The organism is Gemmatimonadaceae bacterium, assembly GCA_019752115.1.
Taxonomy (GTDB): Bacteria; Gemmatimonadota; Gemmatimonadetes; order Gemmatimonadales; family Gemmatimonadaceae; genus Gemmatimonas.
Map to the genome: position 1 here is coordinate 35,361 of JAIEMN010000050.1, position 21,160 is coordinate 56,520.

Annotated in this window: 19 protein-coding genes; 13 read left to right on the forward strand and 6 right to left on the reverse strand. The window is 67.6% G+C overall.

All coding sequences use genetic code 11. The features are described from left to right. On the forward strand, positions 1 to 270 hold the full coding sequence (locus K2R93_19150) for a DUF1905 domain-containing protein (GenBank protein MBY0491967.1): 270 nt from the start codon (positions 1 to 3) through the stop codon (positions 268 to 270). A gap of 70 nt (positions 271 to 340) precedes the next feature. On the opposite strand, the gene K2R93_19155 is transcribed toward K2R93_19150, so the two are convergent. Then, entirely contained in the window at positions 341 to 1,387 is a 1,047-nt protein-coding gene (locus K2R93_19155) for a hypothetical protein (protein ID MBY0491968.1), read from the reverse strand. Positions 1,388 to 1,527: 140 nt separating this feature from the next. Here K2R93_19155 and K2R93_19160 point away from each other — a divergent pair, with 140 nt between their 5' ends. The 7 genes from K2R93_19160 (at position 1,528) to K2R93_19190 (ending at position 8,770) form a co-directional block, all read left to right on the forward strand. Continuing rightward, on the forward strand, positions 1,528 to 2,145 hold the full coding sequence (locus K2R93_19160) for a hypothetical protein (protein MBY0491969.1): 618 nt from the start codon (positions 1,528 to 1,530) through the stop codon (positions 2,143 to 2,145). A gap of 2 nt (positions 2,146 to 2,147) precedes the next feature. Continuing rightward, complete coding sequence (locus K2R93_19165; GenBank protein ID MBY0491970.1) at positions 2,148 to 3,794, forward strand: hypothetical protein; 1,647 nt, start codon at positions 2,148 to 2,150, stop codon at positions 3,792 to 3,794. A 9-nt stretch (positions 3,795 to 3,803) separates the two neighbouring features. Continuing rightward, a complete protein-coding gene (locus K2R93_19170) occupies positions 3,804 to 4,226 on the forward strand; it encodes a hypothetical protein (GenBank protein MBY0491971.1) in 423 nt (140 codons plus the stop codon). A 75-nt stretch (positions 4,227 to 4,301) separates the two neighbouring features. Beyond that, positions 4,302 to 5,492, forward strand: coding sequence for a beta-lactamase family protein (locus K2R93_19175; protein MBY0491972.1), 1,191 nt, complete (start codon positions 4,302 to 4,304; stop codon positions 5,490 to 5,492). An 11-nt stretch (positions 5,493 to 5,503) separates the two neighbouring features. Further along, a complete protein-coding gene (locus K2R93_19180) occupies positions 5,504 to 5,959 on the forward strand; it encodes a TerB family tellurite resistance protein (protein ID MBY0491973.1) in 456 nt (151 codons plus the stop codon). A 61-nt stretch (positions 5,960 to 6,020) separates the two neighbouring features. Further along, positions 6,021 to 7,514, forward strand: a complete 1,494-nt coding sequence (locus tag K2R93_19185) for an amidohydrolase (GenBank protein ID MBY0491974.1) — start codon at positions 6,021 to 6,023, stop codon at positions 7,512 to 7,514. Beyond that, positions 7,511 to 8,770 (forward strand): P1 family peptidase, encoded by a 1,260-nt coding sequence (locus K2R93_19190; protein ID MBY0491975.1) that lies wholly within the window; start codon positions 7,511 to 7,513, stop codon positions 8,768 to 8,770. The genes K2R93_19185 and K2R93_19190 overlap by 4 nt, the downstream gene beginning before the upstream one ends. Here the strand turns inward: K2R93_19190 and K2R93_19195 are convergent. Together K2R93_19195 and K2R93_19200 are read right to left on the reverse strand one after the other, a co-directional pair. Further along, positions 8,763 to 9,731, reverse strand: coding sequence for an SRPBCC domain-containing protein (locus K2R93_19195; GenBank protein ID MBY0491976.1), 969 nt, complete (start codon positions 9,729 to 9,731; stop codon positions 8,763 to 8,765). The two genes, K2R93_19190 and K2R93_19195, sit on opposite strands and share 8 nt — an antisense overlap. Beyond that, a complete protein-coding gene (locus K2R93_19200; protein ID MBY0491977.1) occupies positions 9,712 to 10,077 on the reverse strand; it encodes a metalloregulator ArsR/SmtB family transcription factor in 366 nt (121 codons plus the stop codon). Before K2R93_19200 ends, K2R93_19195 begins: the two co-directional genes overlap by 20 nt. Positions 10,078 to 10,201: 124 nt before the next feature. Between K2R93_19200 and K2R93_19205 the strand changes: the two genes are divergently transcribed. Beyond that, on the forward strand, positions 10,202 to 10,849 hold the full coding sequence (locus K2R93_19205) for a hypothetical protein (protein MBY0491978.1): 648 nt from the start codon (positions 10,202 to 10,204) through the stop codon (positions 10,847 to 10,849). Positions 10,850 to 11,156: 307 nt separating this feature from the next. Next, a complete protein-coding gene (locus tag K2R93_19210) occupies positions 11,157 to 12,503 on the forward strand; it encodes a beta-lactamase family protein (protein MBY0491979.1) in 1,347 nt (448 codons plus the stop codon). A 42-nt stretch (positions 12,504 to 12,545) separates the two neighbouring features. Here the strand turns inward: K2R93_19210 and K2R93_19215 are convergent, their stop codons facing one another. Beyond that, positions 12,546 to 12,797, reverse strand: coding sequence for a DUF4287 domain-containing protein (locus K2R93_19215; protein MBY0491980.1), 252 nt, complete (start codon positions 12,795 to 12,797; stop codon positions 12,546 to 12,548). A 364-nt stretch (positions 12,798 to 13,161) separates the two neighbouring features. Between K2R93_19215 and K2R93_19220 the strand changes: the two genes are divergently transcribed. Both K2R93_19220 and K2R93_19225 read left to right on the forward strand, forming a co-directional pair. Continuing rightward, positions 13,162 to 16,158, forward strand: a complete 2,997-nt coding sequence (locus K2R93_19220) for an amidohydrolase family protein (protein ID MBY0491981.1) — start codon at positions 13,162 to 13,164, stop codon at positions 16,156 to 16,158. Positions 16,159 to 16,187: 29 nt separating this feature from the next. Next, positions 16,188 to 17,555, forward strand: coding sequence for an amidohydrolase family protein (locus K2R93_19225; GenBank protein ID MBY0491982.1), 1,368 nt, complete (start codon positions 16,188 to 16,190; stop codon positions 17,553 to 17,555). Between the two features lie 84 nt (positions 17,556 to 17,639). On the opposite strand, the gene K2R93_19230 is transcribed toward K2R93_19225, so the two are convergent. Beyond that, entirely contained in the window at positions 17,640 to 18,842 is a 1,203-nt protein-coding gene (locus K2R93_19230) for a beta-lactamase family protein (protein ID MBY0491983.1), read from the reverse strand. Positions 18,843 to 19,094: 252 nt separating this feature from the next. Between K2R93_19230 and K2R93_19235 the strand changes: the two genes are divergently transcribed. Then, positions 19,095 to 19,805 (forward strand): hypothetical protein, encoded by a 711-nt coding sequence (locus K2R93_19235; protein MBY0491984.1) that lies wholly within the window; start codon positions 19,095 to 19,097, stop codon positions 19,803 to 19,805. On the opposite strand, the gene K2R93_19240 is transcribed toward K2R93_19235, so the two are convergent. Beyond that, a complete protein-coding gene (locus K2R93_19240; GenBank protein MBY0491985.1) occupies positions 19,772 to 20,938 on the reverse strand; it encodes a polysaccharide deacetylase family protein in 1,167 nt (388 codons plus the stop codon). The two genes, K2R93_19235 and K2R93_19240, sit on opposite strands and share 34 nt — an antisense overlap. Between the last annotated feature and the right edge of the window lie 222 nt (positions 20,939 to 21,160).

The following is a 21,160-nucleotide window of genomic DNA, read 5'->3' on the forward strand; positions in this document are numbered from 1 at the left end:
GTGCCGCACCGCACGACGTTTACGGCCACGCTGTTCACCTACCCCGGCAAGGGCGGGTGGACGTTTGCGCCCGTTCCCCCCGAGTGTGCGCCCTCACGCAGCGGTCCGTGGGGGCGCATGCCCGTGGTGGCGATTCTGGGCGACACGCGGTGGGAAACGAGTGTGTGGCGCGAGAAATCCGGGCGTGTGCTGCTGCCGTTGCCCAAGGCCGTACGCGGGTCGCTCGGCGCTGGCGATGTGGTGAGGCTCGCGCTCGAGTTCGACGTGTGACCGCTCCTCTGGGATGCCCGGGATGCCTCGGATGCCTGGTGACAGCCGTTTCCGCCGTATCCCCGCGCCGTTAGCGGTCCGAGCGCCCCGCGTACGCCGGCCGCGTCACCCAGCTCTGCGCATTGGGCGGCCGCACGAGAATCCAGTACGCAAAGAACGCCGTCGCGCCCGTGACGGCCGCCCACACGCCCCACGCCGGCAGCACACCGTGCAGGTCCACGAGCACCCCGTCTGTGGCCCGCGCACCGTACCCCACCAGCGACGGAATGCGATACGCGTAGTAGCACGACACCGCCGCGGTCGCAAAGACGCGACCGAGGATGGTTTCATCGAGACGCCGCCACTGCAGCAGTGCGAGATACACCCCCACCGACAGGGTGAGTCCCAGCATCGGCATGGCGTACACGCTGAGCACGCGTGTCGCGCTCGAGAGATCGTGGGCATCGGGCACCTGAAACCAGCCCCACACGAACCCCGGCAGCCCGCCGGTCACGAGCACCGCCGCCACCTGTGACGGCGTGAACTTGCTCCCCCGATGCGGCAGCATGTTCGGCGTCGAGTCCGGACAGGGCACCACGCAATTGCGGCAGGCCGCGCAGTGCGCGTTGGCCATCGGCGCCAGCACATTGTTGCCGTACAGGCGCTCCACCGGGTGCACCGGGCACAGCGTGGAGCACCAGGCACTCTTCCACTCGTAGCGCGCTCCCATAACGATGCCGGTGAGCGCCAGCGCCGTGATGAGCACGCCGGTGGCCGGTCCATCGGTGTTGAAGATCGCGTGACGCAGCGGGACAATCAGAAACAGGGCGCACACGCCCACCAGCTGCAATCGCGCCTGCACACGCGGTGGCATGATGCGCTGCTGCGAGACACCAAGATGCCGCGGCAACAGCGTCACGCTGGCCATGGGGCACACATTGCGCCACACACCGACCGCCACCACCAGCAGCGCCGGCGCCACGGGAATGAGCACGTTCCAGAAGAGCGCGAGGCCCAGCGCGGGGCGGACGAACAGGCTCAGATAAATGATGAGCCCCACCAGCCACACGGCCCCCTGCGCCACACGCCACCACCGATTGGCAGGGACCGCATCGACGATGGGCAGGGGCGTGGCCATTCGGAGACGTTGCCGCCCCTGCATGACGCTGTCAATCATGACACCGAGGGGCGAGTTCGACGAACGGGTGCAGCGGACGCGTACGTCGGCCGACGTATGGCGGATTCGTCAATGGAATCGCACCGTAGAGCATGCGACTCATGACACGACTCCGTTCGGCATGGCGATCGCTGCCGCCTCTCGTGCTGGGTGTGGTCGGAAGCACACTCCACGCACAGCCGTCCACCGAGCGCCTCTGGCCGGACCGGCCATGGGTGATCGACGTGGCCGGTGGCCCCGAGTTCCTCGACCTGAGCAAAGGCATCGGCGTGGAACGCGGCCGAGAGGGCGGGCGCGTCCTCGCTGGGACCGTGGCCGTACGCGCCCGCCTGGCGCCCCACGTCTACGTTGGCCCGTCGCTCTGGTTCGTGGACCGCCATGTCTCGCTCTCCCCCTATGGACCGGGCCCGCGCACCGAGCGCGTCAGCACCGTGGCGATCGAGGCGATGCTCGGGCTGCCCGTCTGGCGACAGGTGCGCCTCTCCGCAGTGGGTGGCTACGGCGGTGCCTTTTCGGTGCGCAGTTCGCGGCCGCCGATCATGGCGTGGGCCGGGCGCCCGGGCAGCAGTAGTGGGAGCGGCACCATGCCGATCGTCGGCGCCACGCTCGAAGTCGGCGCACTCCAGGTTGGCCTGCGGGCCCTCATCCTGCTCGGCGCTGAACAGGTGATCCCCGAATTTCGCGAATACTATCCCTTCACGATTGGCTGGAGATTCTGAGCATGGCGCGACGCCCCGTTCACCTCGCCCGACGCACGGTGCCGCTCATCGGGCTGCTGGCCGCCGGCGCCTGCATCAACGTCTTCTGGCATACGGAGCCGCGCGATCTCCCCGCGCGCGCCGTCGGCACTGCGGCGTCACCCATGGCCACCGAGGTCAGGACGCCCGTCAAGGCGCATCTGCGCAGTGGGGCGACGGTTGTCTTCCTGCGCGGGGCGACCGTGACGCGCACCCATGTGAGCGGGACCGCCGCGCGCTATGCGCTGATGGCAAATGTCGCGAGCGGCCCGGCCGCGCTCGACTCGGTACCGCTCGACAGCATCGTTGGTCTGGAAACCTTCGACGGGAAAGTCGATCCGGGCGCGACGCTCGTGGTGTCCGCAGCGGCCACCGTGGCCGGCGCCTTCGGCACCGCGCTGCTGGCCGTGGCCATCTTCGGCTCATGCCCCACGCTTTACGCGGACACCGGGAGCAAGGCGGTCCTGCAAGCCGAGGGGTTCTCGTATGCCATCGCGCCCCTCTTCCGCCAACGCGATATCGACCCGCTCGTGGTGGCACGCACCCGTGAGGGTGTCGTGCGCCTCGAACTGCGCAACGAAGCACTCGAGACCCACCACATCGATCTGCTCGAACTGACGCGCGTCACGCACGCGCCAAACGAAGTGGTGGTTCCCGATCAACGTGGCGGACTCGTGGCCGTCCGCGACCTGCAGCCGCCGGCCAGTGCGCGCGATCGCGAGGGGCGCGATGTGCGCGCCGTGCTGCGTGAGGCCGATGCCGCCACCTTCGCCAGCGCACCGCGCCGCGTGGCGGCCGCGCGTGTGGGCGATCTCGACGACTGGATCGATCTCACGGTGCCGGCGCCCGGATCGCCGAGCACCGCCGGTGCATCAGATTCGCTGGTGGTGCTGCTGCGCCTGCGAAACTCGCTCCTCAATACGATCCTGCTGTACGACGGCATGCTCAGTGGCGTCGGCGCCATGGACTGGCTGTCGCGCGACCTCGCGAATGCAGCCCCGGCGCTCGCGCTCGGCCAGTGGTACAGCAACACCATGGGCATGCGCGCCATCGTTGACGGCGTGCCACTGGCGGTCGGCGGTCTGTCGCGGACGAGTCACGCTCGCCTGGGCGACGTGGGGCCGATCGCCTTCCGCGACGTGGCGCTCGTGCTGCCGCGGCCGCGCGTGGCCAGCGGGGAGCCCGTGCATGTACGCCTGCGGTTCGTCGCCGACAACTGGCGCATCGATCAGGCGCGCATCGCGTTCGCCTATCGACGGCCGCCCAGCGTGCGCGTGCCGGTGAGCCGCGTCTACGCCCGCATGGCAGATGGGCGCTCGGTGAACGACTCCGCCGTGGTCCCGATGCTGCGGGCCAGCGACGAGCGCTACCTCGAGACGCGCCCCGGGCAGCGGATGACGCTCGAGTTCGACGACGCCGATGTCATGGCCGCCGACTCGACGGCGCGCTACCTCGTGACGTGGCAGGGGTGGTACACCGAATGGGTGCGACCGGCGTGGATCACGGGCGAGGCCGCCACCCGGCGTTTCGTGCCGGGCGACAGCGCCGTCGTGACCGCGATGACCCGCTGGCGCCGTTCACAAGCCGCCTTCGAGAAGCAGTTCTATGCCTCGCCACTTCCGACGCGCTAAGGAGCCTCGATGCGAAACCTGACCGGATGGCGCGTGGCGCGATATGCGTGGCTAGTGCTGCTCCCCTTGGCGACCGCGTGCCAATGGGGCACGCGCCCCACGACGCTGCGCGTCGCGCAATCGGCCGCCGGTGCGGAGGTCGCCGTGCGCATCACCGACGAACCGCGCGATCGCGTCGGTGAACTGCTGGCGGTCGATTCGGCGGGGCTCTATCTGCGGGAGACACGCCTCACCTACATCACCTGGCCGCGCATCCGCGCGCTCGACGTGGCGCAGCTTGGCCTGAACTACGATCTGCCGCCCGGGCGCGTGGCGACGCCTGAGTACAAGCAGCGCCTGACGCTGATCAGTCGCTTTCGGAGCCTTCCCGGCGATCTGCTCCAGCAGGTGCTCCGCAGCGTGGGGCAAGACAGTCTCGACGTCATCCGGTGAGCGGCGAGGGGCGCCTCACGGGCGGGGGGCGCGCGGCGTAGCTTGTGGCAGCCCCCTCTCTTGCCCACCGGAGCTATGTCACCCGTATCCGCTCTGCATCGCCCGCTTGCCGCCGCGTTCGCTGGCCTCCTCCTCGCGGCCACCGCGCACGCCCAGCCCAGCGCGTGGCCGCGCAGCACGCCAGCGCGCGAAGGGCTCAACGCGGCCGTGTTCGATTCCCTCGACCGGGAAATTCGCGCCGGTACGTATGGCTATGTCGATCGCCTGGTGGTGGTGCGCCACGGCAAACTCGTCGTCGATCAGCGCTACACCCACAACTACGACGCGGCCTACGGAGATTCCGCCAAGGTCAAGAGCGCGCTCAACGCGGGCGATCCGACGGGCCCGTACAACTACTACGCGTCGTGGTGGCACCCGTTCTATCGCCGCGGCACGCTGCACAGCGAGCAATCGGTCTCCAAAACGGTCATGTCCATGGTGGTCGGCGTCGCCCGCACCCGTGGCGAATTTCCCGAGCTCACGACCCCCATCCTGCGCTTCTTTGACACGACCCAGGTCAAGCACATCGATGCCCGCAAACGCCGGATTCAGATCCGGCACCTGTTGACGATGACGGGCGGCCTCGAATGGAAGGACGGGTTGTCGCCCAATGATCCGAACAACACCGAGTCACAGCTCGAAGCCAGCTTCGACTGGGTCGACTTTGCGATCAATTTGCCCATGGAGCGCGAGCCGGGTACGGTCTTCAACTACAGCAGCGGCGAGAGCATTCTGCTGGGCGCCGTGTTTGCGCGTGCCACGGGGCGCGATCTCGAGGCGTATGCCGCCGAGCATCTCTTTGCGCCCCTCGGCATCACCAACTGGTTCTGGAAACGCACCGCGGCGGGCGCGCTCGACACCGAAGGGGGGCTGTATCTCGAAACCACCGACCTCGCCAAACTCTGGCAGCTCTGGTTGCAGCGGGGCATGTGGAACGGCAAGCGCCTCGTGAGCGAGGAGTGGATCACGGCGTCCACCACGCCCGCGGTTGCGGTGAGCGACGCGCCGAATGGCCCCAAGTATGGCTTCAAGTGGTGGCTCTACCCCGATCCGCGCGGCAACGGCAAGTACATCTGGAGCGGCTCCGGCTTTGGCGGGCAGTTCCCGATGGCCTTCCCCGATGATGACTACGTTGTCGTCTTCAACTCCTGGAACATTCTCCCGGGCAACAAAGCGCTCCCGATGGGCAAGGTGCGCGAACGATTGGCGAAGGCGATCATCAGGTAGATATTGTCGGCATGCTTGACGCCCTCCGCCGACTGCTGCAACCCGCCACGCCCGCGGCCGAACCCAGCGCGTCCGCGGCCATCCCGGCCGACGACGTGCGCGTCGCCGCCTGTGCGCTGCTCATCGAACTCGCCAACGTGGACGGCGATTTCAGCGACGCCGAACAGGCCCAGATGCGCTGGATCCTGGAACGGCACTTCGGCGTCACCGGCGAGGGCGCCAACGCGCTCATGGCCGAAGCCGCGGCCGCGGCGCGCACCAGCGTTGACGACTTCACCTTCACGCGGCGCGTGGTGCAGGCCTACGACCTCCCGCAGCGCATGGTCCTTGCCGAGCTGATGTGGCAGGTCGTGCTGGCCGACGGCACATTGGCCGAGCGTGAGAGTTATCTCATGCGGAAGCTGGCCAACCTGCTGCAACTCGAACCGGCATTCCTCGCCGAGGCGCGGCGCAAGACGGAGGGGTGAGGCGGCGGGCGGCCCGGCGCGACCTCTCGCGGGGCCGCCACCGGATCGGCATTCTTGTGGCATGCCCGCTTCCTTCCGCCTCCGCGCGCCTCTGGCGCTCCTCGGCGCCGCCGCCCTGACGGCCGCGCCCGCGCTCTTCGCCCAAGCCAAGCCCGCCGCCAAGGCGCCCACCGCGCCGAACACGGCTGCCCTCCTCACGAGCCTCGACAGCAAGGCCGCGCACTACAGTGACGTCGCCAAGCAGATCTGGGGCTTCGCCGAGGTGGGCTTCATGGAGACCAGGAGCTCGGCGCTCCTGCAGTCGGAGCTCAAGACCGCCGGCTTTACCGTGAAGGCCGGCGTCGCCGGCGAGCCGACGGCGTTCATCGCCGAGTACGGCAGTGGCAAGCCGGTCATCGCCATTCTGGGCGAGTTCGACGCGCTCCCCGGCCTGTCGCAGGACGCGAGCCCCACGCGCAAGGCGCTCTTAAACGGCGGCCCCGGGCATGGCTGTGGCCACCATCTCTTTGGCACGGCGAGCACGGCGGCCGCCATCGCGCTCAAGGAGTGGATGCAGGCCAACAACGTGAAGGGCACGCTGCGCATGGTCGGCACCCCCGCCGAAGAAGGCGGCTCGGGGAAGGTGTACATGGTGCGCGATGGCGTGTTCAACGATGTCGACGCGGTGATTGCCTGGCACCCTGGCGACGAGAACAACGTCACGTTCGGTGAGTCGATGGCCAATGTCTCCGGCAAGTTCACCTTCCATGGCGTCAGCGCCCATGCGGCCGCTGCGCCCGAACGTGGCCGCTCGGCGCTGGATGGCGTGGAAGTGATGAACGTGATGACCAACTACCTGCGCGAGCACGTGCCGGACGGGACGCGCATCCACTATGTCATCACCGACGGTGGCAAGGCGCCAAACGTCGTGCCCGACGAAGCGCAGGTGTACTACTACGTGCGCCACGTGGACATGAAGGTGGTGAAGGACGTGTGGGAGCGCGTCGTGAACGCCGCCAAGGGGGCCGCGATCGGCACCGGCACGACGTTTGACCTGACGCTCACCGGCTCGGTCTATGCGCTGCTCCCCAACGAAACGCTGGCCAAGGTGCAGCAGCGCGCGCTCGAGCGCGTGGGCGGCTATACGATGACCGCCGAGGAGCGCGCCTTCGCCGAGCAACTGCAGAAGTCGCCCAACTTCGTGGCCAAACCGCTCGACATGACGTCACAGGTTCGTCCACTCACGCGCGGCAACGATGCCGGATCCACCGATGTGGGTGATGTGAGCTGGACCGTGCCCACCGTGCAGTTGAACGCGGCCACATGGGTGCCCGGCACGGCCGCGCATTCATGGCAGGCCGTCGCAGCCGGCGGAATGTCGATCGGTGCGAAGGGGATGATGATCGCCGCCAAGACCATGGCGCTCACGGCGACGGATCTCTTCACGCAGCCCGCCACGCTCGCGGCGGCGAAAGCGGAGTTCGAGAAGGCGCGCGGCGCCGACTTCCGCTACACCACGCTGCTCGGCACACAGAAGCCGGCGCTCGACTACCGCAAGGGGAGCGTGCCGCAGTGAGCGCGAGTCGCGGGGGGCTCGCGCTGATCACGCTGCTGGCGTTGGGTGTCGCGGGCACGCGCGCCGACGCGCAGACGCGTCCGCAGACCCGCCCGCGCGCGCGTGACCTGGGGATCTCGCCATTGATCGGCGGCACGCCCGGCACCCTTGACGCGATCACCGATGTCGCCGGCGTCGAGGTGGGACACACCACGCTCATCCGTGGGGCGGCGGGGCCGCTCGTCGTGGGACAGGGGCCGGTGCGCACCGGCGTGACGATCATTCATCCGCGCGGACAGCGTGATGCGACGCCGGTGTTCGGGGCGTGGTTCACGCTCAATGGCAACGGCGAGATGACCGGCACGACGTGGTTGCAGGAGGGCGGCGTGCTCGAAGGCCCCATCGGCATCACCAACACGCACAGCGTGGGCGTGGTGCGCGATGCGATTCTCGAATGGAAGGTGGGCACCCCGGGGTTGCAGCCGTGGGGCTTGCCGGTCGTCGCCGAGACGTACGACGGCAGCCTCAACGACATCAACGGCTTTCATGTGAAGCCCTCGCATGTGCGTGAGGCCATCACCAGTGCGCGTGGCGGCGCCGTCACCGAAGGCAGTGTCGGCGGCGGCACCGGCATGCGCTGCCTTGGCTTCAAGGGCGGCATCGGGACGGCCTCCCGTCGCGTCACGGTTGCTCAGGGCGGCTACACCGTGGGTGTGCTTGTGCAGTGCAACTTCGGCGCGCAGCGCGATCTGCTGGTGGCGGGCGTGCCCGTCGGTCAGGAGATCACCGATCTCGCGAGCTGCGCGGCGGGCGAGATGCCCGCGACCGCCGATGCGGCACTGCGCAACCGCCCGCGCTGCGCCTCGGGTGCGCCGCGCGATGATCGCACGGATGCCGTGGAGCAAGGCTCGATCATCGTGGTGGTGGCCACCGACGCGCCGCTCATGCCACATCAACTCAAGCGCATCGCTACCCGCGTCGCCCTCGGCGTGGGGCGCACCGGCGGCTTCGGTGGCAATGGCTCGGGCGACATCTTCGTCGCCTTCTCCACCGCCAACGGCAAGGCAGCCATCGCGAAGGACAGCGCGAGCGTCACGCTGCTCTCCAACGACATGATCTCGCCGCTGTTCACGGCCACCGTGCAGGCCACCGAGGAGGCGATCCTGAACGCGATGCTTGCCGCCGATACGATGGAGGGGGCCAACTACACGCGCGTCTACGGGCTGCCTGCGGCGCGGGTGGTGGACGCGCTCAAGAAGTACGGGCGGCTCAAGTAGCCTGGATCACCGCCTCCAGCTTGTCGAACGAGCCCGTCCACCCCATCGTCATCCCCGCACGCGCCTCGGCGAACACGGCGATCTCTTCCGGCGTCGCCGTCTGATCCGGCTGCCACCGCACGGTGACCCGCGTGCGGTGCGGCCCCTCCTCGGTGAGCAGCACCGTGGTGCGCATGTAGGCCGGCCAGAGCGGTGCCATCGGGTGGCGCGACAGATTCTCCTGCGCATCGACGAAGCACTGCGTGTACTGGATGAGATGCGGCCGCTCGATGCGTGTGTACGCCGTCTTGCCGTACATGGTGAAGGCGTCGTTGCCCATGGAGTAGAAGCCTTCGCCGCCGGTGCGAATGTCCACGCGGATGAACGCCATCGTCATGCCGGTGGGCGCCAACCACTTGGCGAAGTGTTCCGGCTTGGTCCACAGGTCGAACATCGTGTTGATGTCGGTGTCGAAGCTGCGGTTGATCACGAACACATCGGCATTCGACTGTTGCTTCTCGAGGAACTCGGCGAGACGGTCCCACGTGCCGTTGCCGCCGGCAGCCTTCACGAAGGCGCGTGTCTGCGCGGCCGCTTCGGCCGACTCCAGCACCATGCGCATATCGAGTTCGGTCTTGCCGCCCACGTCGGTGAAGGTCGCGGTCACGCGGAACATCGGCTTCGCATCTTCCGACGACGCACCGTGATCGTACACCAGCCTGGCCTGCGGTACGACCTCGTGATAGCGCGTGAAGTTCGGCCAGTCCTTGCCGTCGGGGCCGTGCATCGTGTAGTCCCAGAAGCCGCCCGGGCGCAGCTCCTTGCGGTGCGTCGTGATGGTGAAGCCACGCGGCCCCCACCACTTCCCCACGTGTTCGTCCTGGGTCCACGCATCCCACACGAGGGAGACGGGCGCGTCGTACAGGCGGGTGATGCGAAGCTCGTTCGCGGCTTCGTAGGGGTCAGGCGTCGCGTGGCTCATCGGGGGAGTCCTGGTGGGTGGGTGTGGTGAGCGTCTTGAGGTAGTCGCCGAGGCGATCGAGGCTGGCTTCCATATGCACGCGGTATTCCTGCATCCACGCGTCCACATCGCGAAGCGGCGCGGCATTGAGCGTGCACGGCCGCCACTGCGCCTCGCGCCCCTTGGTGACGAGCCCGGCCTTCTCCAGCACCTTGAGGTGCTTGGTGACGGCCGGGAGGGTCATGCGCCCCAGAAACGGCTCCGCCAACTGCCCCACACTCGCCTCCCCGTCCCGCAGCCGAGCCAGGATGGCCCGCCGGGTGGGGTCGGCGAGCGCCGAGAAGGTGAGGGAGAGGGAGTCGGGCATTGTATACCGTTTGGTTAATTAGCCTTTGGGTAAAGTAAAGGATCACACGCGGCGCGCAATCCCCAGATGCGTGCTCCGCGCGCAACTTTGGGCGGTCAACTGTTCCCGTTCTCGCCAGTGCTGAATGACCGCCGCTCTCCGTTCTTCCTTCGTCGCCCTGCTTGTCGCCGTCTGCTCCTGCGGCACGTCCACCGCCCCTGCAGATCGCACGGTCACCGTTCCCGCCGCGCCCGTCCCTGCGGCCTACTTGAGTTTCTGGGTCGATGTTGATGTCGGTGACAGCGTGGCCGTGACGCTCGACAACGCGCTCGCCGGCTACATCACGCGAAGCCACAGCACCGCCCCCGCGTGTCGCGGAACGGGCGTCTTCACGGTGGAGGTCACCCCGGGGATTCACACCATATCGGCGGCGGGCGGTGGCCTCACGTGGAACACCAACAACACGCCCAATGTGCTGAGCGGGCAGTGTCAGCTGCTGCGCTTCAGCACGGCAGCGAGTGAACGCACTCGGCTGCTCTTCTGGACGAACGCGCCGATCACCTCGCCCATCAACGTGGTGATCGATGACCTGCTGGTCGGTCAGATCACGCGTAGCTACAGCAGCCGCCCACCGTGCGGTGCCGCAGGATCCGTGACGACGGTGCTCACGCCCGGCGTTCATGTCCTCAGCGCCACCGGGAGCGGCGCCAGTTGGACGACCGCCATCACCGCGACCGCCGACCGGTGCGGCTTTGTGCAGCTGAACCCCAATGGGACCGTGACGACGAACTGACCGCTCCGGGAACGGTCGGAGCATCCACCGCAGCGGGCATGCGCGCGCGATATGTTCACATGGACGTGGACCGTTGAGGACCCTTCTCGACTCTCGTGTTAGTTCATTCTCGCTCACGGTCATGCACGTGCAGCGCGGGATGTCCGTTGGCACCGACGCTGCCTGACCGCGCCCGCGAATGCGCGGTGGCAACGCAGGCCAGCTGAACCGGATGTCTCGTGGTCGACACCCTGCAGCCCTGTCTCGCGCCGCACTGAGTGACATCGCCCGCACCGCGCCACGCCTTCTTCCTTCGCCCTGCACCCACATGCGTCTCCGCGCGCTCCCCGCTCTCGCCCTGCTCCTCGCGCCGCTTCTCCCTGCCCGTGGGCAGGCCGGCCTCCGCAATCGCCTCGACTCGCTCGTCCGCGCGCGCCTCGCCTCGGGCCCCGTGGCGGGCTTCTCCGTGGGCGTCGTGCGCGGCACCGACACGCTGCTGCTCAAGGCGTATGGCAAGGGGGAGATCGAGCTCGGCGTCCCCACGCCCGATCGCGCGATCTACGAGATCGGTTCCGTGACCAAGCAGTTCACCGCCGTCGCGATTCTGCAGCTACGCGACGCCGGCAAGCTGTCGCTCGATGATCTGGTCACGAAGTACGTGCCGACGTTCGACACGCATGGCAACACGGTAACGGTGCGGGATCTCCTCAGCCACACGTCTGGCATCCGCAGCTATACCGAAATGGCGAGCTTCGGCAGCATCGCCGCCGAGCCGCTGCGGCGCGACACGCTCGTGACGCTTGTCTCGAAGGAGTCGTTCGACTTCCCCACCGGCACGCAGGCGCGCTACAACAACTCGGCGTACTTCCTCGCCGGTCTCGTCATCGAGAAGGCGTCCGGCCAGTCGTACGCCCAGTATGTGACCGAACGGGTGTTCACGCCGGCCGGCATGCGCGATGCGAGCTACTGCTCCGAGTCGCGCGTCACGCCGCGCAAGGTGCGCGGCTATGATGTCGCACGCGACAGCCTCGTGAATCACGCCCCGATTTCACATTCGTGGCCGTACGCCGCGGGCTCACTCTGTGCGTCCGTCCAGGATCTGCTCACCTGGAACGCCGCGCTGCATGGCGGCAAGGTACTGAGCGCGGCGAGCTATCAGGAGCTCATCGCTCCGGCAACGCTCACCGACGGCACGCGCCTCCGCTACGCCAAGGGGCTCGCGCTGCGCACGGTTGGCGGCCATCGCATGATCGGTCACGGTGGGGCGATTCCCGGCTATCTCGCCGAGTCGGAGTACTATCCCGACGACCAGCTCACGGTGGTCGTGCTTGCCAACACCAATGGCCCCGTCTCACCGAGCACGCTGGGCGTCGATCTCGCGATGCTGGTACTCGGCCGGAAGCCGGTCACCGACTCCGTGTTCACCGGGTCACGGGCCACCCTCGTGGGGACCTATCGCGGCCCCGCGCGCGGGGCGCCGCTCACGGTGCGGATCGATTCCACGGCGACTGGTCTCACCATCGCCCGCAACGGTGGCAAGCCGGAGGTGCTGCACTTCGCCGGGGGCGACACGTGGACGCGCGAAGAAGATCGCCTGCGGTTTGTCACCGAGGGCGGTGTCGCGCAGATCCGGTATGACGCGGGGTCGGGGTACTACTTCCTCCGGAACCAGTGAGGCGCGTGGCCGCAGCCTGGACGCGAGGCGCCCCCGCAACCGTCAACCGGCGAGCTTCGCCTTGACGTAGGCGACAATGGCGTTCGCGTGCCCATGCCCGAGTCCATGCTCGGTCTTCAGCACGCCGACCGCCTCCATGTGCGTGTGCTTGCCGAGGAGCTTCACCGTGAGATCGAGCCAATGCTGCATCGGCTTCCCGTACGTCTTCTCGATGCTCGGGAAGTAGGAGGCCGGGCCGGCGAGCTTCTGCCCCGGCGCGGGCGCGGGGGGTGGGACGACTTTCTTGGCGGGCATAGGGCGTGGGGAAGGTCCATCTCCAACATGCCCCCCTGCGCGCCCCGCAGCGACCCGCCCCACGGATCGGACATCCGACCTCGGTCCCGATCGGGCCTCGGAATTCGGTCTCGGGCGCGGCTGTCTGAGGTCAGACCCGGAATTCCGACATCGGAAGACCGACGACCGCCCCCGAGACTGAAGTCCGAGGCCCGATCGGGGCGCGGAATTCGGAATTCCGAAGAGACCATGCTGGCCGCGAGGCCCCGCGCGCCCCAACATATAGAGTCCGGCTCGCGTTTCTCCTCGCGCCCCGGCGCGGCGCCTCTGGCGCTTGCCTTCTCCATTTGTCCCGCGACCGCCCGCCGGTCGCCCGGAGCCCCTCGTGAGAGCGTTTCGTGTCCTCCTCGGCATCGCGGCCCTCGCCGCGACTTCGCTCGAGGCCCAGCAGTCCTCCCGCACCGAGCCGATTGCCGGCCTGCGCGACAACGGCACGGGCTACCACGCCCTCGTTGGCGCCAAGGTCGTCACGGCCCCCGGTCAGGTCCTGACCAACGCTACCGTCGTCATCCGCAACGGCCTCATCCAGGCCGTCGGAGCCGGCATGGCGCCGCCGGCCGGTGCGCGCGTGTGGGACCTCAAGGGTCTCACGGTCTATCCCGGCTTCATCGATGCCTCGGCCGACCTGGGCGGTGACTTGCCGCCGCAGGGCGGCGACGTGGGCCCGACGCACTGGAATCCGCAGGTGCGGGCGTGGTTCAGCACCACGTCGAACGCCAAGGACGACTCCACCCGCCGCACCGCGCTCCGCTCCCTCGGGTTCGGCGCCGCGCTCGCCGTGCCGCGTCAGGGAATCTTCCGCGGCACGACGTCGGTCGTGAGCCTGAGCGACGCCGGTCTGCGCGATCGCGTGCTGCGCCCCGACCTCACGCAGGCGATGGGCTTCAACCGCTCCTTCCAGCTCGGCGGGCAGTACCCCAACTCCACGATGGGCACCATCGCGCTCATGAAGCAGACCTTCATGGACGCCGAGTGGTACATCCGCGCGTGGGGCGCCTACGAAACGAGCGGTCGCTCGATTCTGCCGCCCGAAACGAGTGAAGCGCTCGCCGCGCTCGGCAAGGCCGTGAAGGGGACGCAGCCGGTGCTCTTCGAGACCACGAGCGAAGAGGAATACCTGCGCGCCTCCAAGCTCGCACAGGAGTACAAGCTGACGCCGTGGTTCCGCGGCAGCGGGGAGGAGTATCGCCTCCTCGACGTGCTCAAGGGGAAGACGCAGCCGCTCATCGTGCCGCTCGCCTTCCCCGACGCGCCGAATGTGTCGAGCCCGGAAGCGGCCACGAACGCGTCGCTCGCCGATCTGCGCCACTGGTACCTCGCGCCCACCAATCCGGCGAAGCTTGCCGAAGCGGGCGTGAACTTCGCGATCACCGCCGACGGCCTGCCGAGCCTGCAGCAGTTCTTCCCGAACCTCCGCACCGCCGTGGCGCGCGGCCTCGCGCCCGACAAGGCGCTGGCGGCGCTGACCACCGTGCCCGCCGGCATCCTCGGTATCGACAAGACCCACGGCACGATCGCGGTGGGCAAGGCCGCCAATCTCGTCGTCGCCGACGGCGATCTCTTCACCGAAGAGGCGGCCATTCGCGACGTGTGGGTGCAGGGCAAGCAGTACGGTGTCACGCGTGCGCCGCAGATCGATCCGCGCGGCACGTGGACGATCACGAGCGATGATCAGGGCACCTGGAAGAACGCCGTCGTGAAGTTCGACGGCCCGCTCAACCGCATCCGTGGCACGATCGAAATGGCCGGCCGTCGCCCGGTCAACCTCACCAACGTGCGTGTCATCTCCGAGACCGGCCGCATCGAAGCGTCGTTCCCGGGTGAGCCGTTGGGTCAGGAAGGCGGCATGCTCCTCGCCGGCTCGGTCACCGACTCGGTGTTCTACGGCTGGCTCTCGCTGCCGAACGGCACCGATGCGAAGTACCGCGGCACGCGCACCGAAGGCTACACCGGGCCCGCGCGCGGCGCGGTGGCGGTGAAGGTGCCGAAGCTCGACCTGCCGATGCTCCGCCCGAGCATGGAGTTCGGCCGGACGTCGGCGCCGGTGCAGCCGGCCGCCGTGCTGGTCAAAAACGCCACCGTGTGGACGTCGGGTCCGCAGGGCAAGATCGAAGGCGCCGATCTGCTCGTGCAGGCCGGCAAGGTCACGCGTGTGGGCAAGGGGCTCACGGCGCCGGCTGGCGCGGTGATCATCGACGCCACCGGCAAGCATGTCACGCCGGGGCTCATCGATCCGCACTCGCACTCGGGTGTGAGCTCGGTGAACGAGTCGGGCTTCGCGATCGTCCCCGAAGTGGTGATGGGCGATGTGCTCACGCACAACAACATCTGGTTCTATCGCCAGCTCGCCGGTGGGCTCACGTCGGCGATGGTGCTGCACGGCTCGGCCAACCCGATCGGTGGCGAGAACGTGTTCATCAAGACGCGCTGGGGCGGGCTCCCCGAGGACTACAAGATCCAGGGGGCGCCGCGCACGGTGAAGTTCGCGCTGGGTGAGAACCCCAAGCGCAGCCCGACGCGCTATCCGAACACGCGTGAAGGCGTGAACGAAATCATTCGCGACCACTTCGCGGCGGCGCGCGATTACGAGAAGGAGTGGAAGAACTGGGAAAAGACGAAGACTGGCATTCCGCCGCGCAAGGATCTGCGCATGGAAGCGCTGCTCGACATCCTGAACCAGAAGCTGCTGGTCACGAGCCACGGCTATCGTGCCGACGAGTTCCTCGCCCTGGTGCGCCTGGCCGAAGAATTCGGCTTCCGCATCCAGGCGCTGCAGCACGGCGTCGAAGCCTACAAGATCGCGACGGAGCTCAAGAACTCGGGCGTTGCCGCGATCGTGTGGTCGGACTGGGGCGCGTTCAAGCTCGAGGCGTACGACGCCACGTCGTACAACGCGCGCATCCTGCTCGAAGCCGGCGTGGTCACCTCGCTGCACTCGGACGACGCCGAAATCTCGACGCGCATGAACTGGGAAGCGGGCAAGCTGCTTCGCTCGGGCGTGAACGAGATCGACGCGCTCAAGACGGTCACCATCAACGCCGCGAAGGCGGTGGCGATCGACAGCAAGATCGGCTCGCTCGAGGCGGGCAAGGATGCCGACTTCGTGATCTGGAACGGCAATCCGCTCTCGCAGTTCACGAAGGCCGAGCAGACGTGGATCGATGGCCGCAAGTACTTCTCACTCGAGGAGGACAAGGCCAATCGTGAGGAAATCGCCAAGGAACGCGCGCAGCTCATTCAGGCCGTGATCGCGGCCGGCCCGAGCGACGCGCCGGCCGGTCCGGTGCGCGGTGGCCGCGGCGGCCCGGGAGGCGGCAAGTAATGCGCTCCTACACTCCGACTCTCGATATCATGAGCATGCTGAAGAAGAGCGCGCGTTCGACGGCGATCGCATTGGCCGCGGCGCTGGCGTCGGCCGCGACGGCCGGCGCGCAGGTCACGATGCCGGTGGCGGCGCAAACGACCCCGGTGGTGCTCAAGGGCGCCACCATTCACACGGTGACCAAGGGCGTCATCCAGAACGGCACGATCGTGCTCGACAAGGGCAAGATCGCCGCGATCGGTGGCGCCGAGGTGCAGGCGCCGCGCGGGGCCAAGATCGTCGACGTCACGGGCAAGCACATCTACCCCGGCCTCATCGACGCCTACAGCACGGTGGGTCTCACCGAAATCGGTGCCGTGGATGTCTCGAACGACATTCGCGAAGCCGGTGATTTCAATCCGAACATCCGCGCCGAGATCGCGGTGAACGCGGAAAGCCGGCACATCGGCACCACGCGCTCGGCCGGCGTGCTCGTGGCCTTCAGCACGCCGGAAGGCGGCGTGATCTCCGGCCTCTCCTCGGCGATGTCGCTCGAAGGGTGGACGTGGGAGGAGATGTCGATGAAGGGCGCCGCGGCGCTCAACGTGAAGTGGCCCGACCCGAACGCGCGCCCGGGTGGGCGCTTCGGTGGCGGCGGCGGCCCGGGTGGCCGCGGCGGTCCGCCGGCGGCGCCGCCCAAGACGTACCCGGAACAGGTGCAGCAGATCAAGGATTGGTTTGCGGAGGCGCGTGCGTACCGCGATGCCGTCAAGGCTGGGCAGAACGTGCGCACCGATACGCGCTACGCGGCGATGATCCCCGCGCTCGACAAGAAGATCCCGGTGGTGGTGGCGGCGGAGACGCCGTCGCAGATCAACGACGCCATCACCTGGGCCAAGGCGGAGAACGTCAACCTCGTCATTCGTGGCGGGCGGGATGCGGTGCTGGTGGCCGATCGCCTCAAGGCGGAGAACGTGCCGGTGATCCTCACCTCCACGCTCGATGCGCCGTCGCGCGAATACGAAAGCTACGATCACGCCTACAACGCGCCGGCGCAGCTGTACGCGAAGGGCGTGAAGTTCGCGATCGCCGGTGGGTCGGGTGGCCTCTACAGCTACCGCCTCCCGTGGGAAGCGGGCGTCGCGGTCGCATTCGGCCTGCCGGAAGAGGAAGCCCTCAAGGCCGTGACGATCAACGCGGCGCAGATGATGGGCGTCGACGACAAGGTCGGCTCACTCGAGGTGGGCAAGGAAGGCACGCTGCTCATCACGACGGGCACGCCGCTGGACATGACGAGCAACATCGTCCAGAACTACATCCAGGGGCGTGAGATCAACATGATGGACATCCACAAGTTCTTCTTCGAGAAGTACATGGAAAAGATCAAGCAGCAGCAGCCGAAGAAGATCACGCCGTAAGCACACCGCAAGGCGTGTGAGCACACGGGCCGGGCGTCGGGATGACGTCCGGCCCGTTTTGCGTACCAACGTGGCGCGCGTGACTCACTCTCGGTGGGACCCGCCGGGCACCAGACGGGCACTCCCTACCCGATCGAGCAGCCGAAAGGACAGCGTCCGCGTGTCCACGCCGTCGGCATTGACGAGCACGACGATGCCCAGGGAGTCGCGGGGGGCGAGCACCATATCGGTCGAGAAGCCCACATCGCTGCCGCTGTGCATCACCAACAGGCGCCCTCTGCGCACCATGCGCTCCCACGAATAGCCGAGGGCCAGACTGTCATAGGGCATCGGGACGCCAGCCTTCTTGGCGTCGCGCTCCACGTCGCCGGTGAGATCCCAGCTCGGCTTCCACAGCTCGGCGTGCGTCTCGGGCTGCATGATGCGCACGCCATCCAGCTCGCCACCGCGCAGGTTCGCGCGCACCCAACGCATCATGTCGTTGATGCTGCTGTGCAACGTGGAGCTGCCGGCGTGACGACGATTGTATGGATAGACCGCGGTGCGCCGATATTGGCCCGAGGCACTATCGGCACTGTGACCCCACGCCATACGCGACGAATCCATGTCCGTCATCAGGAACGTGCTCTGCGTCATCTTGAGCGGCGTCAGGATGTGCCGTTGCATGTAGTCGTCGAAGGACTCCCCGCTGACTTTCGCTACGACATCCGCGAGCACTTCGAAGCCGATGTTGCTGTAGCGCGGCGCGACGCCCGGCTCGCCGACCAGGCTCGAGTCCTTGAGCTCCCTGATGTAGCGCTCGAGTGACCCGGCATCGTACTCGGCGTGGTCCCATCGATAGTCCGTGACATCCGGCAGGCCCGCGACGTGGCGCAGCAACTGGCGGGCGGTGATGCGCGCGGCGCGCGCGTCCTTCATGCGGAAGTACGGCAGGTACTGCGTGATCGGGGCATCGAGCTCCAGCTGGCGTCGCTCCACCAACTGCATGATGGCCGTGGCGACGAACGGCTTGGAGATCGAGGCCATATGGAAAACACTGGCCGTCGAAATCGGCGCGCCACCGGGAAGTGCGGAGCGGCCCTGCGCCAAATCGAAGAGCAGAGAGTCGCCCTGCCAGATGCCGACGGCGAGCCCCGGGAGATGGAGGCTGTCGGCGAAGTGCTTGGTGAGCGCCGCAAGGGTATCGCGCAGCGGCGTTGTGCCCACGCGGGCGGGCGGCGTGGAGACGTCGCGTGCGCACGCCCCGGCGAGCGAACACAGCGAGATGATGAGAAGCGGGAGCCGCATCACACGCAAAGCAGGACCCATGGACGACGCGCCGGGCTGATGGTGGGGTGGAGTGCCACGCGACTAGGACAGACCCGGTGGCCGAAAGGTTTGGTGAGTCGGCCGCCTTCGCCGTCATTGCCGCAGCCGATCGCCTTTCCATTTACGCACACGCCCCGTGGAATTTCTTAATGCCCTGTCCGGAGCAGGCCCGGAACCATTCGTCCCAGTTCGGACTTGAAAAGGCGTCCCGTTCCCGCCTCTGGAGTTGGCATGGCCAAGATTGTCCTCGAAGAGTACGCCGACATCATTCCGAAAAAGCCCACCGGGATGAAGAAGATCGTGCGCGAGCTGAAGCGGCTCGTGCCCGGCAACAAGCCGGTCAAGGTGAAGCCCAAGCCCGGGGAGCTGAACTTCTACGCCGATACCTGGACGCTGCAGATGGCGGCGTGTCCGTGCGATGCCCACTTCGCGGAATACCTGAGCGAGAGCGGGCGCCAGGGGAGCACGGTGTTCCACTTTGGGACCGGGCAGCACCATTTGCTCGCTCGCGAAAACCAGAAACTGGCAAAGCCGAACGAGATCTTGGGCATTACGGCGTCGATGGGCGAGTATCAGGCGTACGTCGACTACATCGTGGCCGAGCCGCGCGCGGCGCAGAACTACAAGGTGTTCTTCGCCGACATCTACACGCTGACGGCCGGTCTCCTGCCCCGCTTCGACGTGGTCTCGCTCTTTCACCTGTGCGAGTTCTACGAGCCGTCGAATGCGCAGTATGCGCCGCTCGATGACGAAGCGCTGGTGAAGCTGTTCCTCACCACGCTCAATCCCGGCGGCGAAATCCTGTTCTACACCGGCTCCTTCGCCTATACGAAGGCCGCGCCGATCATCGCGCGCCTCGTGGAGACGGGCTATCTCACCTACAAGACCGCCTACGAAACCCTGGTCGTCTACACCGCCGGCCCGGCCGCCACGTCGGCGTAGCGCGGCATGAGCTCGGGCGTCACGGCGGGATCGCTGGACGGCCGCTGCACGTAGCGCCCGCTCACTTTGCGCGCAAAGCGGGCGGGCGTGATGCTCGGAAACACCACGATGCGACGCACGTGGTAGGGGTCCTCGTGCATGGCCTGCGGCCCCGAGTTGGTGGCCAGCGCGTAGCGGAAGCCGGCCTCGCGTGCCGCATCCTTGGCGGCGCGCGAGCAGCGTCCGTAGGGGTACGCCAGCGTTTCCACCGGGACGCCGAGCATCGATTCCAGCTGCGCCTTCGAGGCGCGAATCTCGTCGGCCGCCTCATCAGCGGACACCGCACTCAGGTCGGCGTGCGTCACCGTGTGCGCACCGAACTCCACGAGACCGCTGGCAAGCATCTCACGCCGCTCCGCCGCATTCAGGAGTCGCAGCGACGGCTCGCCCTTGTGTGCGTCCCACGAATTGCGCTCGAGCCCGGAGACGAGGTAGATGACCGCCTTGACCTGATACTTCTGCAACAGCGGGAAGAGCAACCGGTAGTTGTCTTCGTACCCGTCGTCGAACGTGAGCATGATGCGTCGATCGCGTGGCTCGAAGACATCGGCCGTGCGCAGATCGGCGAAGTGCACGGTGCGATACCGATGCGCCCGCAGGTACTGCAGCTGCTCCTCGAACTTGTCGACCCGCAGGTGAATGTTGGCCGGCCCACCCTCGCGGTCCTGCTCCACCAGACGGTGGTAGCAGAGAATCGGAATCTCGAAGCGGCTGGCGGCGACGTAGGCCGACCGATACTGCCGCTCCAGCGCGGTCACCTCTGCCTCGACGCCGTCCGTCGCCGCGACCGGTGGCACCACCGGCACACGGGCGAGGCGCGCGGCCATGCGGGTGATCGACTCGCCCGATACCCCCGCATGCTGGGCCACGTGCACCCGATAGCGGCGCATGACCTGCACCAGCAGCATGAGCCCCCGCAGCGCCCACGCGCTCGCATCGGCCCGCGCATCGACCTGAATCGCCTCCGTCTCGAGCGGCAGGGCGTCGGTCACCACGATCACCTGATGCCCGCGCGCGATCAGCCCGTCGGCGAGCTGAGCGACGGACTGGCGTACGGCTGAGTCTGCCTGAACGCAGGTGAGGAGAACGCGCATGGAGGGGGCTCTCGGCGTCGAGAGAGTCGGGAGGGATCGACGAGGGTCGTTTGAAACGAACGCTTCGTCCCGGCGGGAGTTTCCGGGGCGGTTCGGACTGGGGGGGGGCCTCTGAGAACCGAGAGCCGAGCAGTGAGCATCGAGATTGTTCAGCCGGGATGATCGGTAACGCTTGGACCGGGATGATGGGTAACACTCGCGGAGCCGGGAGCGAGTCGGTCA